We start from the raw sequence: 14921 nt of genomic DNA, 5'->3' as shown, positions 1-14921 counted from the left end.
TCGGTCTTGGCGCGGAGTTCCGCGACCATGCTAGCGGTGATAGCTGCCATCGTAATGCTCCTGTGGGCGGCACACGCCGCCCGAATGTAATCTCTGACGTGTGTCCGCACGGTGACAAAAAAGGGGCGCGCAGCCCCTTCGACTACCGTGCGGCCACGGTTTAGGCTTCCTCGACCTCGACGAATTCGTCGTCACCGCTGTGCGCGGCCTGCACGACCTGATTCAAGGCCGCGTTGCGACCCTCCAGCACCGCATCGGCAATACCTCGGGCGTAAATGGCGACCGCCTTGGCGGAATCGTCATTGCCCGGAATCACGTAATCGATGCCTTCCGGCGAGTGGTTGGTATCTACCACGCCAATGACGGGGATGCCCAGCTTCTTGGCCTCGGCCACGGCGATCTTGTGGTAGCCCACATCGATCACGAAGATCGCATCCGGCAGTGCCGTCATGTCTTGAATACCGCCGATGTCGCGCTCGAGCTTTTCGAGCTCACGGTTGAACAGCAGCTGCTCTTTTTTGGACATGCTGTCCAGACCCGCTTCTTTTTGGGCCTGCATGTCTTTGAGGCGCTTGATGGAGCTCTTGACGGTCTTGAAGTTGGTCAGCATGCCGCCTAGCCAACGCTGATCGACGTAAGGCATGCCAGCGCGACGGGCCTCAGCTGCCACCAGATCGCGAGACTGGCGCTTGGTGCCCACCATCAGCACGGTGCCACCGTTGGCGGTGAGCTGGCGCACGAACTTGCGGGCTTCCTCGAACAGCGGGACCGTTTTTTCGAGGTTGATGATGTGAATCTTGTTGCGATGGCCAAAAATGAAAGGGGCCATCTTGGGGTTCCAGAAGCGTGTCTGGTGGCCAAAGTGGACACCGGCCTCCAGCATTTCGCGCATGGAAATGGACATGATTGTCTTTCGTTCCTGAGGTTGGGTCTGAAGCCGGCCCGGATCGGCTGGCGAGATGAACCGCCATCACCGACACCCGGAGGGGCCGTCTCGCGAATGGTTTCACCTACACCGCCTCATGGGGGCGATTAGCAAAACTCCCGGATTATAGCCCGATCCCGGGGCCTTCGCCCGGAAGCTCTCTCTGCCCCCTATACTGCGCACGCATGGAGCGTATCGTACCGAGCAGCGATGGCATGGCGAGCGCAGCGCAGGGCTCGGCCCGGCGGTGGCCGTTGTACGGCAGCGCTGCATCGCGTCTCATCGAGCGGGAGGCGGCGGCGGGCCTCCCCCCGCACACGCTGATGCAACGCGCCGGCCAGGCGGTGGCGCGGCTGGCGCGAGCCTGGCGCCCCCACGCACGTCGCGTGCTGGTGTTGACAGGGGGCGGCAACAACGGCGGGGACGGCTGGTTGGCCGCCGCCCTGCTGAAACGCCATCTGCGTGGCACCCCTGGTGCCGGCGTGCGGGTCTGGCCGCTGGGCCCCGCCGCCCGAATGCCGGAGGATGCCCGCTGGGCCTGGGCCGAGGCGCACGCTGCCGGGGTCGATGTGATCGAGACCCCTACCCCGCCGGCAACATCGGCCGATCTGATCATCGACGCGGTCTTTGGCCTGGGGCTGTCACGCCCCGTGGACGGCCCAGCGCGGGATATTCTGCGCTGGTTGCACGGCTGCCCGGTACCCACCCTGTGTGTGGACCTGCCCAGCGGACTGGATGGCGATACCGGGCGCTGGTGGATCGATACGCCGCCGCAGCCTGGCGCACCGCGCATCACCCTCTCGCTGCTGACCCTCAAACCCGGGTTGTTCACAGGGCTGGGCCGAGCTTGTGCGGGCGAAGCGATTTGGTTCGACGACCTGGGCGTGGCCCCGGCCCCGCACCACGCGCCCGATGCCTGGCTGGCTGCGCCCAAGCGCTGGCCCGATGTGCCGACATTGCGCCAGGCGCACGCCAGCCACAAGGGCAGCCGGGGGGATGTCGTCGTCGTGGGCGGCCAGTTGCCGAATGCCAGCGACGGCATCGGCATGGCCGGCGCTGCCGTGCTGGCGGCGCGCGCCGCCTTGCGCGCGGGCGCTGGACGGGTGTATGTCGGACTGCTGAACGGCGAGGCCAACCTGCCGCCATGGGATAGCGGGCAACCCGCACTGATGCTGCGCACTGCCCAGGCCGTGCTGGCATCCAGCCTGCCGGAGCGAGCGGTGGTGGTGGCCGGCTGCGGCGCAGGCGCGTCGATGGCCGAGATGCTGCCCGTGATGCTGGCCCGCGCGCCGCGTTTGGTGCTCGACGCCGACGCGCTCAACGCCCTTGGCCCTGCGGCACGCGAGGGCAGTCTCAACGAGACGGCCCCGGACGCCCTCTGGGCGCAGCGGCGTGCCGCGGGTTGGTGCACCGTCCTCACCCCCCACCCGCTGGAGGCGGCGCGCCTACTCGGCACCGACGTCGCGCATGTGCAGGCCGACCGATTGGGCGCGGCCCGGGCACTGGCGCACCGGCTCGGCGCCACTGTCGTACTCAAAGGCAGCGGCACGGTCATCGCCGCGCCAGATGCGCCCCCCTTCGTCAATGCCAGCGGCGATGGTCTGCTGGCCAGCGCAGGCACCGGGGATGTGCTGGCCGGTCTGATCGGGGCCCGGCTGGCCCACGGTGACGCGGACGACCTGCCTGCCGCCGTCGGCGAGGCGGTGGCTGCCCATGGTCGGCTCGCACAGCAATGGGCACGGGACTGGCCAGCGACCGCCACCGATCTCATCGCCTGATGCACAGCGGCAGGGGGCACGACCGCCCACAACGGTGTCCGCGTGTGGCCTCCATCAATCGCCTGTCGGTGCAGAGGCGGGAAGGGAGTCGGGTCTGCGATGCCCGAGCACGGGCGTGCGGCTGCGCTGCGCGCGCCGCCAGGTCCAGGGAGGCTGCGGGTCGGGCTGGGCCCACAAGCCCTTTCGACTGCTGCGGGCCAGGGCTTCGGCGAGCGCATAGCGCCAGCGCTCGGTCAGGGGCTGCTCCCGCGCGTGGGCCGTGTAATGCCAAGCCCAGCCCTGCTCCACCAACCACAGGGCCAGGTCCTGCGGCTGGGGATCTGTAGGCAACCACAACACAGCCAGGGTGCGGCCATACCGATCACGGCCGCGGGGCTCCAGGGTTGCCGCGCGCCCCAAGGCTCGCTCACGCAACGCCTCGCGCGCCTGTGGGCCGTAGGGTTGGTCGAGCTCCGGGGCATCGATGGTGGCCAGCCGCACCGTCTGTTCTTGACCCCTGGCGTCACGCACGCGCACCGTGTCGCCATCGTGCACCGACACCACAGTCACGGTTTGCGTGCTGGCTTGAGACGGCGTACCCGACGGTCTTGGTCCGCCACAGGCGGCCAGCCACAGTGCGCCGACCAAGGCCATCCAGGGCATCGCGTAGCGTGCGTAGCCGCCTCGGTCGGCTTGGCGTTGATGGCCGATCCGCCGCGCTACCCCATCACCCAACTTGGCCATGTCGTTGCGGGTGTGCCATCGGGCGGCTTACGTGGGCTTGCCGCTGGACTCGCCCCCCGTGACCCGCGGGGGTAAGCCGGTGTGCTGGGTCAGCAGCTGGCCCTTGGCCGGCTGGGAGGCGCGACGGGATCCCGCCGCCGCCCGCGCCCGCCCCCCGGGGGGAGTGGAATTGGCCCGCCGTGGGCTCTGATAAGCTCCGCCGGTCAGAGGTTGGTAGGTGGGAACGAGGTGATGCTTGCCGTTGCCAATCAGGTCCGCGCGGCCCATGCGCTTGAGTGCCTCGCGCAGCAGCGGCCAGTTGTTGGGGTCGTGGTAGCGCAAAAACGCCTTGTGCAGGCGGCGACGCTTTTCGCCCTTGACGACATCGACGACTTCGGCCCGCTCGTCACGGTGAATGCCTTTGAGCGGGTTGAGCCCGGTGTGGTACATGGCCGTGGCCGTGGCCATCGGACTGGGGTAGAAAGTCTGCACCTGATCGGCGCGGAAGCCGTTTTTCTTCAACCACAGCGCCAGGTTGAGCATATCCTCGTCGCTGGTGCCCGGATGGGCCGCAATGAAATACGGGATCAGATACTGCTCCTTGCCCGCTTCGGCGCTGAATTTGTCAAACAACTGCTTGAAGCGGTCGTAGCTGCCAATGCCCGGCTTCATCATCTTGGACAAGGGACCGGGCTCCGTGTGCTCGGGTGCGATTTTGAGGTAGCCGCCCACGTGGTGTTGCACCAGCTCCCGGACGTACTCGGGGCTTTTGACCGCCAGGTCGTAGCGCAGGCCGGAGCCGATCAGGATTTTCTTGATGCCGGGCAGCGAGCGGGCACGGCGGTAGATGCGGATCAGCGGGCCGTGATCGGTGGTGAGGTTGGCGCAGATGCCCGGATAGACGCAGCTTGGTTTGCGGCAGGCGGCCTCGATCTCGGGGCTTTTGCAGCCCAGGCGATACATGTTGGCCGTGGGGCCGCCCAGGTCGGAGATGACGCCGGTAAAGCCCGCGACCTTGTCGCGAATCTCCTCCACCTCTTTGAGGATGGAGTCCTCGGAGCGGCTCTGGATGATGCGGCCCTCGTGCTCGGTGATGGAGCAGAAGGTGCAGCCACCAAAGCAGCCGCGCATGATGTTGACCGAGAAGCGGATCATCTCCCACGCGGGAATCTTGGTGGGGCCGTCGTGGCGGCCGCGCTCGTCGGCGTAAGCGGGGTGCGGGCTGCGCGCATATGGCAGGCCGAACACCCAGTCCATCTCGGCCGTGGTCAGGGGAATGGGCGGCGGGTTGATCCACACGTCGCGGGCGGCCGGCCCGCTGCCGTGCGCCTGCACCAGGGCGCGGGCATTGCCGGGGTTGGTCTCCAGATGCAGCACGCGGTTGGCATGGGCATAGAGCACCGGGTCGGCCTTGACCTGCTCGTAGCTCGGCAGGCGAATGACGGTGCGCTCGCGCGGCGGGCGGCCCCGGTGCGGCAAGGCTGGATGGGCCACGAAATGCAGTGGCTGCGCTGGCGCGTCCTGGGGCGCGTCGGCTGGGGGCTGTACATCACCTTGCCGCGCGCAGGTCTGGCCCCGGGCCTTGGCCTGTTCGGAGACCATCAGGTACGGGTTGACATGGGCATCGACCCGGCCGGGCTGATCCACCTCGGTGGAGTCGATTTCGAACCAACCCTGCGGCGTGGCGCGTCGCACGAAGGCGGTGCCGCGCACATCGGTGATGGATTCGATCGGTTCGCGCCGGGCCAGGCGGTGGGCCACTTCCACCAGGGCGCGCTCGGCATTGCCGTACAGCAGCAGGTCGCATTTGCTGTCAAGCACGATGGAGCGGCGCACCGTCTCGCTCCAGTAGTCGTAGTGGGCGATGCGGCGCAGGCTGCCCTCGATGCCGCCCAGGAGGATGGGCACGTCCTTGTACGCCTCGCGGCAGCGCTGGCTGTAGACGATGGCGGCGCGGTCCGGGCGGCGGCCGCCCTGCCCGCCCGGGGTGTAGGCGTCGTCGGAGCGGATCTTGCGATCGGCCGTGTAGCGGTTGATCATGGAGTCCATGTTGCCCGCCGTCACCCCCCAGAACAAGTTGGGACGGCCCAGGGCCTTGAAAGCTTCGGCGCTGTGCCAGTCGGGCTGGGCGATGATGCCGACACGAAAGCCCTGTGCTTCCAGCACGCGGCCAATCACGGCCATGCCAAAGCTCGGGTGGTCCACATAGGCGTCGCCGGTGACCAGGATGACGTCACAGGAATCCCAGCCCAGCGCCTCCATCTCGGCGCGGCTCATGGGCAGAAAGGGGGCCACCCCGAAGCGCTTGGCCCAGTACGGCTTGTAGCTGGTCAGCGGCTTGGCGTGGCGCGGGAAGAAAGAGACGTCGACCGAAGCATTCATAGGGGCGGGCGTCCGCAGCAAAATGGCGCAGTTTACGCTGGGGAGGCGTCGGCCGCGGCCGGTGCGACGAACAGCCCCGCCGGGGTGAGGGAGACAGCGGCGGGGCGTCCGTTGCGGCGCGCCGTACCGCACGGGCCACCCGGACCTCATACATCAGCGCCTCCAAACGCCTGCCGCAGGGCGCGCGCCGCGTCCTGATGTGCACGCAGGGCCTCGGGAATGAGGCGACCCATCTTGATGAATTCGTGCGTCACACCGCGGTAGATCTCCAGGTCCACCGGGACACCCGCCATGCGCAGGGCATCGGCGAGCTGGATGCCTTCGTCCACCAGCGGGTCGCACTCCGCCAAGCCGATCCAGGCCGGCGCCACGCCGCCGAAGTCCGGCGCCAGGGTGCCGCCGGCGCTGTCGCCGCCGACGGCGATGCACCTCGGATCGAGCCCCAGCCCGGCGGCAGTACCGCGCAGCCACGCTCGGCCGCCAGCGCAGCGCCATCGCGGGCCGGGATGGTCAGCGCCTCCACCCGCGCCATGCGGTGCAGCGGCAGGTCCAGCACGTGGGCGCCGGCTTCGTAAAACACCCGCGCCTGCTCGGGCGTCAGGGCGTGCATGGGCGGCCGCCCCGCGCGGGCCATGCGATCCAGCACCCCACGCATGGCGGGGGTCAACCAATGGCGTGGATGGGAGGGGGTCATGGGGCGAATTGTCACGCGGCGCGATCCTGATCGTCGATGATGGGCGTAAACTGGGTTTTCACAGCTGGCACCTGCTGCCCCGCGCCGCCATCCTGGACCCTGACCTGACGCTTGGCCTGCCCGCCGGGCTGGCCGACATGGGGGTGACGCCGGCGATGTTCGAGCGCATCATCGACAGGGCGATGGCCGACCACGGCCACAAGACCAGCCCGCGGCTGGCCACCCGCGACGACTACCGCGCGATACTCGAAGCGTCGATGTGAGCGGCGCCCGGGGCTGGGTTGTACGGCCGCCGCCCGATCAGAGCGGCTCGACGCGGGCCGGATCGGGCCGCTGCAGCCAGGCGGCGAATTCGTCGGCCAGGCGCTGCGCCTCGCGCACGGCGGTCTGCCACGCCTGCATGCGCTCGGCCAGGTGGAGGCCATAGCGCGGAAAGTCCGTGCGATCAGGCAATTTGCCATTGGGCAGCCGCCGCACCCAGTCCGGGTCGGGCGACAGTACGATGGTGTGCTCCAGCGCGGCCGTGGGACGGTGGCGCCAGCGCAGGCCCTTGTCCAGCCAGCCCGGGATGATCTGCCGCTGGAAATGCGGGTACAACACCAGCCCGCGCGCCGGGCGCCAGCGCAGGTGCAGGTGGTAGTCGGTGATGCCGCCGTCCCAGTACGCGCCGGGTGGGGCCGCCGGAATGTGGTGCACCGCCTGGAGCACGAACGGGATCGAGCAGCTGGCCTGCAGCGCGGGCATGAAGTTGTCCGCCAGCAGCGGCACCTGGCGCGTGCGGTAGTCCGTGGGGTCGAACGGCAGCGCCGGCAGGCCGCCGCCGCATCCAGGGCCGGCCACCGGGGCGGAGAACACCACCCGCTCCAACCAGGCCCCCATGGCGCGTCGGCGCAGCGCATTGGTCAGAAAAGCGCCGGCGTAGCCCAGCGGTGTGCGCCAGCGCCCCTCGTGGCCGAGCAGGTGGCGGCCCCGCGATGTGACGATGTGGAGCCGGTAGCGCGGATGGTGCAGTACCTCAGCCAGGCGGGCCCCGAAAAAATTGCGCAGATTGCGAGCAAAGGTCGCGCTGACGCGCTCTGGCGTGGGGCGGCTGCGCCCCGGCTCGACTTCGTAGTTCTGGGCAATGTAGTCCCGCTCCAGCCGCTCGAAGGCCGCCACGGGGTCGTCTAAACAGGCGGTGGCCATGCGCCAGGCCCCGATCGACGCGCCCACCAGATCCACCGCATGGCCGCCCTGAGGCAGCCACTCGCCAAACAAAAAGCGGTCCAACGGCCCCAGAATCAACCCCTTGGGCCCGCCGGCGGCACCGGGAATCACACCGACCGCCGCAGGTTGCAACCCGTCGCGGCGCAGGTGCGCAAGCGCCGCCGGGCCAGCGTGGATGCGCAACGCCCGGCTCATGCCCCGCCCTCGACATCCACCCCGTCGGGGTCGACCACGGAGTCGGGGTCCAACTGCAGCAGCTCGCCCACCGCGTCGGGGTAGGTGTGGATCAGGTCATCGCGCGGATTGCCCTGCGTCCACAGTCGGGCGCGCCAGGCCGCCATATGGACGACGGCGGCCAGCGGCTCCGCCGATTCGCGCTGCAGCGGATCGACATGGTGCTCGATGGCCTGCACCAGCACCCGCGGCAAGCGCCAGTGCTGCGCGAGCGCCGCGCCCACCTCAGCGTAGGAGTAGCCCAGCGCTTGATACTCCGCACCGGCGCGATCCAGGACAAACCAGGGCCGCTCGCGGTCCAGGTCGCGCATCACCTCGGGCAGGGTCTGGTGCATGACGAGTTCGCCCACGGCGTGCAGCAGCGCGGCGGTGAAGGCCACGTTGTCGTCCAGCCGGCGCGGGGCGCACACTCGGCGGGCCACCGATGCCGCAACGAAGCTGTATGCCCAAAAGCGCTCCAGATCGATGCCCGGCGGGGCTGGAAAGCGGCTTTGCACCGCTGCGGCCAGCACCAGCGCCCGCACCTGATGCAGCCCGAGCACCGTCACCGCTTCACGCACGCTGTACACGGGCCGCAGCAGCCGCAGAAAGGCCGAATTGGCCTGCTGCAACAAACGCGCCACGAGGGCGGGGTCGCGCTCGATGTCGGCGCTCACGGCGTTGAGGTCGACCTCGTCACGCCCAAAAGTGGCGATCAAGCGCGCGGCCACCTCGGGCACCACGGGCAGCGCATCCGGTCGCTGAAGCAGGGCCTGCAGTCGCATCGCCGGCCCTCAATGCAAAAAGGCGGCCAGTTCACCAGCCGAGGTCCATTCCTGGGGATCTTTGTCGAGCACGGTTTCCAGGCTCAGACCGAGCAGTATCGCCACCACGTCCGGAAAGGTTGCGGCCATCGCGTCGCGGTCCAGATTCATCTCCTGCGCACGCGCGCGCCACGACGCCATGTGGATGACCCCGGCCAGCGGCTCGTAGATATCACCCTCGAATGGGACGAGCTGGTGGCGCAGCGCTTTGACGATGACATCGGGAAAATCCCAGCGCTGGGCAAAGGCCGCGCTCACGTCGGCGTAGGTGTAGCCCAGCACCAATTGTTCGACCTCGGCGCGCTTCATGTCGAACGGGGAGACGCGCCAGTCGATCTTGGCGACGGCGTCTGGCATGCCGATGTGCATGACCAGGTCGCCGACGGCATGCACCAGCCCCGCCGTGAAGGCGGCCCCCTCCGGCAGGCGCAGGCTGCGCGCCAGTGGCCGGCAAATTTTGGCGGTGTTGAGGCTGTAGCGCCAGAATTGCTCCAGATTGACGCCGGGCACGGCCTTGAAGCTGCTGCCCAGGGCCATCGCCTGCACCAGGGTGCGCAGGTGGTTGAAACCCAGCCCCGTGATCGCCTCACCTACGCTGTCGATCTGCCGCGTCAACCCAAAAAAGGCCGAATTGGCCAGCTTGAGCAGGCGCGCCGTCAGCCCCGGGTCGGTGGCGACCAGATCGGCGATGTGGCGGGGATCGGGATCGTCGCGGCCGAGCTCGGCCGTGACCTCCGAGATCACACGCGGGATGCTCGGGATCGCTTTGGCCTGGGTGAGCAGTTCGTCGAGCGTCATGTCAGGCTAGGATTATCCGCGCTGCCGCAGCCCTTGTAGCTTGGCGAAAGCCGACGCAATGGCCGTGGCGGCCGGCTCGGCCGGGCGGGCGCGTACGCGGGCACCCCCGGCCCCGTTGCCGGCCCCGCCGGCGCTCCGCGCGGACGGCGTCTGTCCCGGCTGCGCATCCAGCCGCATGGTCAGCGCAATGCGCCGGCGCGGCAAGTCCACCTCCAGCACCTTGACGCGCACGATGTCGCCGGCCTTGACCACCTCGCGCGCATCGGCCACATACCGGTTGGCCAATTGGCTGACGTGCACCAGCCCGTCCTGGTGCACGCCGATGTCGACGAAGGCGCCGAACTGCGCGACATTGGTCACCGCGCCCTCCAGCACCATGCCGGGCTTGAGATCCTTCAGATCCTGCACCGTATCGTCGAAGCGCGCAACCCGGAAGTCCGGCCGGGGGTCGCGCCCAGGCTTTTCCAGCTCGCTCAGGATATCGCGCACCGTCATCGCACCAAAGCGATCGTCGGCGAAGGCTTCGGGCTTGAGCATGCGCAACACATCGGCCTTGCCGATCACAGCTTCGATAGGGCGCCCGGCCGCAGCCAGGATGCGCTCGACGACGGGATAGGTCTCCGGGTGCACACCGGTCATGTCCAGCGGATTGTCCCCGCCGCGGATGCGCAGGAAGCCCGCGCACTGCTCGAAGGTCTTGGGCCCCAGCCCCGTGACCTGCAACAGTTGCTGCCGGTGGCGAAAGGCCCCGTGGGCATCACGCCAGCGCACCACGGCACGCGCCGTCGCCGCGGACAGGCCGGAGACGCGCGCGAGCAATGGCACGCTGGCCGTGTTCAGGTCCACCCCCACACCGTTGACGCAGTCTTCCACCACGGCATCCAGCGTGCGGGCCAGGGCCGCCTGGTTGACATCGTGCTGGTACTGGCCGACGCCGATGCTCTTGGGGTCGATCTTGACCAGCTCAGCCAGCGGATCCTGCAGCCGGCGCGCGATGCTGACCGCCCCGCGCAGGCTGACATCCAGATCCGGCAGCTCCTGCGCAGCCAGCTCGCTGGCGCTGTAGACCGAGGCGCCGGCCTCACTGACGACGACCTTTTGCGGCAGCAGCCCCGCCCCACCGTGGCGCAGGCGCTGCAGCAGCTCGGCCACCAGCCGGTCGGTCTCACGGCTGGAGGTGCCGTTGCCAATAGCGATCAGCTCCACGCCGTGGCGCTGCACCAGCGCAGCCAGCGTCGCCAGCGCCCCTTCCACGTCGCGCCGCGGCTCGAACGGATAGACCGTGGCGGTGTCCACCACCTTGCCGGTGGCGTCCACCACCGCCACCTTGACGCCGGTGCGGATGCCGGGGTCCAGCCCCATCGTCGGGCGCGCACCGGCCGGGGCGGCCAGCAGCAGGTCGCGCAGGTTGGCGCCGAACACCTGGATTGCCACCGCCTCGGCCTGCTCGCGCAGACGGGCAAACAGGTCGCGCTCGATCGACAGGCTCAGCTTGACACGCCAGGTCCAGGCCACGCAGCGGCGCAGCAGGTCGTCGGCGGCGCGGCCCTGGTGGCTCCAGCCCAGCAGCCGCGCCAGACGCCCTTCGGCCACCGAGGGCTGGCCGGCCGGCGCCTCCTGCGGCAGCGCCAGGCGCAGGTCCAGCACCTCCTGCGCGCGGCCGCGCAGCATCGCCAGCGCGCGGTGCGACGGCACGCGCGCGATCGGCTCGTCGTGCTCAAAGTAGTCGCGGAACTTGGCGACCTCCGGGTCGTCCGGGTTGCGCGCCTCGATGCGCCGGCTGCGCAGCAGCCCCTCGGCCCACAGCCACTCGCGCAGCGGCTGAACGATCGCGGCATCCTCGGCCCAGCGCTCGCTCAGAATGTCGCGCACGCCGTCCAGCACCGCGGCCACGGTGGTGAAATCGCTGCCGTCCTCGCCCTTGGCCTCCTTCACGTAGGGCTGGGCGGCGGCGTGCGGGTCCAGCGTCGGATTCGCCCACAGGGCATTGGCCAGCGGCTCCAGCCCCGCCTCGCGCGCGATCTGCCCCTTGGTGCGGCGCTTGGGCTTGTACGGCAGGTAGAGGTCTTCCAGATCCTGCTTGGTCGCGGCAGCCTCCAGCGCCGCGCGCAGCTCGGGGGTGAGCTTGCCCTGCGCTTCGATGCTGCGCAGGATGGCAGCGCGGCGCTCCTCCAGCTCGCGCAGGTAGGTCAGGCGCTGCTCCAGCTGGCGTAGCTGGGTGTCGTCGAGGCCCCCGGTGGCCTCCTTGCGGTAGCGGGCGATGAAGGGGACGGTGGCGCCGCCGTCCAGCAGGTCCACGGCGGCCTGCACCTGGGCGGCGCGCACGCCGAGCTCGTCGGCGAGGCGGGCAACGATCGTCGTGCTCACGGTCGATGGCATGGGGTAGTTGGATGCGAAGTGGCGAAGTGTGCCATGCGCGCCGGCTACGCGATCGACATCGTCGTGCGCCACTTGTGCCCTCGGAGCACGGTTAGCTCGTTGGCGGCATCGCTATCGTCTACCCTGCCGGGCACGGGGAGCGCAGCGCCGCGCGCAGCTGCGCGCCGACCTCCGGCCGCTCGGCAAAAGGATCGGGTGGGTTGCGGCTCTCGACAATCGCCTGCAGGCGCTGCGCCACCGGCGCCAGCGCGTGCGGGTGGCTGTAGATGTAGAAGCGGTCTTGCTCTATCGCTTGGAACACCTGCTGCGCGACCTCTGCGGCCGTGACCTTGCCGCTGCTGACCGCCTTCTCGCTCATGGCCTGGCCAATCAGCTGGCTGCGCGTCGGGGCAGCCGAGGGCAGGTCTGTCGGGCGGTTGCGCTGGCTTTGGCTGATGCCGGTCGGCACGAAGTACGGACACAACACGCTCGCGCCGACCTGGTCGGTGACGAGCCTCAGGTCCTGGTACAGCGTTTCGGTCAGCGCCACCACCGCGTGCTTGCTGACGTTATAAATCCCCATGTTGGGCGGTGTCAGCAGCCCGGCCATGCTGGCGGTGTTGACGATGTGGCCGCGCCAGGCGGCATCGGCCTGCGCCGCGGCCAACATCATCGGAGTGAAGATGCGCACGCCGTGGATCACGCCCCAAAGGTTGACGCCCAGCACCCACTGCCAGTCGGCGACGGTGTTTTCCCAGACCAGCCCGCCAGCGGCCACCCCGGCGTTGTTGAAGACGAAGTGCGGTGCCCCGAAGCGGGCCTGCACGGCTTCGGCCAGTGTGTCCATCTGGGCCGCGTCCGCCACATCGACGCGCTGCGCCAGCACCGGCACGCCAGCCGCCTCGGCCTCGGCGCGGATGCGCTCCAGCGCGTCGGGCTGGACATCCACCAGCACCAGCTTCATGCGGCGCTGCATCGCGATGCGCGCCACCTCCAGCCCGAAGCCGGAACCGGCCCCGGTGATGACGGCCGTGCGGCCGGCAAAGTCGGTGAGCATGGGCGTGGCCTCTCGGATCAATCCACCAGCTTGACGAGCTGCTTGCCAAAGTTGCGGCCTTTGAGCAGCCCCAAAAACGCCTCGGGTGCCGACTCGATGCCCTGCGCCACGGTCTCGCGGGGGCGAAAACGCCCGCTGCCGACCAGCTCGCCGAGCTCCGCCAGGGCCTGCGGCCACACCTCCATGTGCTCGCTGACGATGAAGCCCTCGATGCGCATGCGATTGATGAGAATCAGCGACGGGTTGAGCATCGGCAGCGGCTGGCCGTCGTAGCCGGCAATCATCCCACACAAAGCCACGCGCGAGAACGCATTCGCGCGCAGCATCACCGCATCCAGCACGGTGCCGCCGACGTTTTCGAAGTGACCGTCGATGCCGTTCGGACAGGCCGCCTTCAGCGCACGCGCCAGCGCGCCCAGATCGCGGTGCGCCCGGTAGTCGATACAGTCGTCAAAGCCCAGCTCGTCGCGCACATAGGCGCATTTTTCGGGCCCACCGGCGATGCCGACCACGCGGCAGCCGCGCTGCTTGGCCAGCACCCCGACCGCGCTACCGACAGCCCCGCTGGCGGCGCTGACGGTCACCGTCTGGCCCGGCTGGGGGTCGATGATCTTGACCAGCCCGTACCAAGCCGTCACTCCCGGCATGCCCACTGCGCCCAAGTAGTGGCTGAGCGGCACGCGCGAGACATCCACCTTGCGCAACAGTCCCGGCTGATCGGCATCGACCACGCTGTACTGTTGCCAGCCACCCATACCAACCACCCAATCGCCGATCGCATAGCGCGGATGGCGGCTGTCCACCACCTGGCCGGCGGTGCCGCCCAACATCACCTCGCCCAGCGGCTGCGCTGCCGCGTAGCTCTTACCCTCGTTCATCCGCCCGCGCATGTAGGGATCCAGGCTAAGGTAGTGGTGACGCACCAGAACCTGACCGTCGGCCAGCGCGGGCGTTTGCGTCTCCACCAGGCGGAAGTTGTCAACAGTGGCCTCGCCCTGGGGGCGGCTGACCAGAAGGATTTGTTTGTTCATCGGCATGGGACACGACTCCATAAAAAAGCGGCGGGCGATCCCGCGCTGGGGCGGGCAAGACCGTTTCCTCCCCACCCTGCGTCCAGCGCCGCCGCCGAAAACCCAGCCGCTCGACCCAGGGGATGCGGGCACTGAACGCCAGGTCAGCCGCCCGTGACGGCACTGACGCCCCCGTCCACGGCCAGCCACTGCCCGGTGATGTGTTTGCCTGCGTCCGACGCGAACAGCACCACCGTGCCCTTGAGGTCCTCGTCGTCGCCCAAACGCTGCAGCGGCGCGTGGGCCGCCAGGCGCTCCTCGCCCATGGCCTGCAGCGTCCCGCGGGTCATCTTGCTGGGGAAGAAGCCCGGGCAGATGGCGTTGACGCGGATGCCGTAGCGCCCCCACTCCGCCGCCAGCGCACGGGTGAAGTTGATCACCGCGCCCTTGGAGGTGTTGTAGGCGATGGTCTTCATATCCGGCGGGTTGCCGCCCAGGCCGGCGATCGAGGCGACATTGACGATGCTGCCGCGGCGGCGCGGGATCATGCTGTGCTTGCCCACGTACTGGCTGAGGATGAAGTAGCCGCGGATGTTCAGATTCATCACCTTGTCCCAGGCCTCCAGGGGATGCTCCTCGGCCGGTGCGCCCCAGGCGGCGCCCGCGTTGTTGACCAGGATGTCGATGTCGCCCAGGCGCTGCAGCGTCTCGGCGACCAGCCGATGGATGTCGTCCTCGCGGGCACAGTCGGCGGCGATCCAGCGCGCATCGATGCCTTGCGACTGGAGCTGGGCCGTGGCCTGCTCCAGCTCGTCGGCCTTGCGGGCGGTCAACATCACCTTGGCGCCGGCCTCGCCCAGCGCCTGCGCCAGCTGCAGGCCCAGGCCGCGCGAGCCGCCGGTGACGAGGGCCGTGCGGCCACTCAGGTCGAACAGTTGCGCAATCGTGCGGGGCATGTCGAGGTCTCCTTGGGG

11 protein-coding genes and 2 pseudogenes are annotated in these 14921 nt (G+C 69.1%); 2 read left to right on the top strand and 11 right to left on the bottom strand.

Features of this window, described 5'->3' with window-relative positions; genetic code table 11:
• Positions 1–160 precede the first annotated feature (160 nt).
• Positions 161–904 carry a 30S ribosomal protein S2 gene (gene rpsB, locus P3W97_RS04190; protein WP_300844065.1) on the bottom strand — a complete coding sequence of 248 codons (744 nt, stop codon included), beginning with the start codon at positions 902–904 and terminating at the stop codon, positions 161–163.
• Between the two features lie 206 nt (positions 905–1110).
• On the opposite strand from rpsB, the gene P3W97_RS04185 reads away from it, so the two are divergent.
• On the top strand, positions 1111–2703 hold the full coding sequence (locus P3W97_RS04185) for an NAD(P)H-hydrate dehydratase (RefSeq protein WP_300844063.1): 1593 nt from the start codon (positions 1111–1113) through the stop codon (positions 2701–2703).
• Positions 2704–2757: 54 nt separating this feature from the next.
• On the opposite strand, the gene P3W97_RS04180 is transcribed toward P3W97_RS04185, so the two are convergent.
• The 3 genes and pseudogenes from P3W97_RS04180 to P3W97_RS04170 form a co-directional block, all read right to left on the bottom strand.
• Positions 2758–3426, bottom strand: a complete 669-nt coding sequence (locus P3W97_RS04180; RefSeq protein ID WP_300844061.1) for a thermonuclease family protein — start codon at positions 3424–3426, stop codon at positions 2758–2760.
• Positions 3427–3453: 27 nt separating this feature from the next.
• Positions 3454–5787 (bottom strand): YgiQ family radical SAM protein, encoded by a 2334-nt coding sequence (locus P3W97_RS04175; RefSeq protein ID WP_300844059.1) that lies wholly within the window; start codon positions 5785–5787, stop codon positions 3454–3456.
• Positions 5788–5933: 146 nt separating this feature from the next.
• Positions 5934–6481, bottom strand: a pseudogene (locus P3W97_RS04170) (alpha/beta hydrolase).
• Here P3W97_RS04170 and P3W97_RS11040 point away from each other — a divergent pair.
• Positions 6451–6612 (top strand): annotated as a pseudogene (locus tag P3W97_RS11040) (iron-containing alcohol dehydrogenase); the annotation flags it as partial. The pseudogenes P3W97_RS04170 and P3W97_RS11040 sit on opposite strands and share 31 nt — an antisense overlap.
• Before the next feature lie 169 nt (positions 6613–6781).
• Here P3W97_RS11040 and P3W97_RS04160 read toward each other — a convergent pair.
• The 7 genes from P3W97_RS04160 to P3W97_RS04130 all read right to left on the bottom strand — a co-directional run bounded on the left by P3W97_RS04160 (position 6782) and on the right by P3W97_RS04130 (position 14903).
• A complete protein-coding gene (locus P3W97_RS04160) occupies positions 6782–7882 on the bottom strand; it encodes a patatin-like phospholipase family protein (protein ID WP_300844057.1) in 1101 nt (366 codons plus the stop codon).
• Positions 7879–8685: an HDOD domain-containing protein gene (locus P3W97_RS04155; RefSeq protein WP_300844055.1), complete on the bottom strand. Its 807-nt coding sequence runs from the start codon at positions 8683–8685 to the stop codon at positions 7879–7881. The genes P3W97_RS04160 and P3W97_RS04155 overlap by 4 nt, the downstream gene beginning before the upstream one ends.
• 9 nt (positions 8686–8694) lie before the next feature.
• Entirely contained in the window at positions 8695–9522 is an 828-nt protein-coding gene (locus P3W97_RS04150; RefSeq protein ID WP_300844053.1) for an HDOD domain-containing protein, read from the bottom strand.
• A gap of 12 nt (positions 9523–9534) precedes the next feature.
• Complete coding sequence (locus P3W97_RS04145) at positions 9535–11901, bottom strand: Tex family protein (RefSeq protein WP_300844051.1); 2367 nt, start codon at positions 11899–11901, stop codon at positions 9535–9537.
• A gap of 118 nt (positions 11902–12019) precedes the next feature.
• The gene (locus P3W97_RS04140; RefSeq protein ID WP_300844049.1) at positions 12020–12937 is read right to left on the bottom strand and encodes an SDR family oxidoreductase; all 918 of its coding nucleotides are present in this window, start codon (positions 12935–12937) and stop codon (positions 12020–12022) included.
• Positions 12938–12954: 17 nt separating this feature from the next.
• A complete protein-coding gene (locus P3W97_RS04135; protein WP_300844047.1) occupies positions 12955–13974 on the bottom strand; it encodes an NADP-dependent oxidoreductase in 1020 nt (339 codons plus the stop codon).
• 137 nt (positions 13975–14111) lie between these two features.
• Positions 14112–14903 (bottom strand): SDR family oxidoreductase, encoded by a 792-nt coding sequence (locus P3W97_RS04130; protein ID WP_300844045.1) that lies wholly within the window; start codon positions 14901–14903, stop codon positions 14112–14114.
• Positions 14904–14921 lie beyond the last annotated feature (18 nt).

It is taken from the genome of Tepidimonas sp. (genome assembly GCF_029335975.1).
Classification (GTDB): Bacteria; Pseudomonadota; Gammaproteobacteria; order Burkholderiales; family Burkholderiaceae_C; genus Tepidimonas.
The sequence above is the reverse complement of the archived record's forward strand: the minus strand, read 5'-3'. Positions and strand labels throughout refer to the sequence as shown.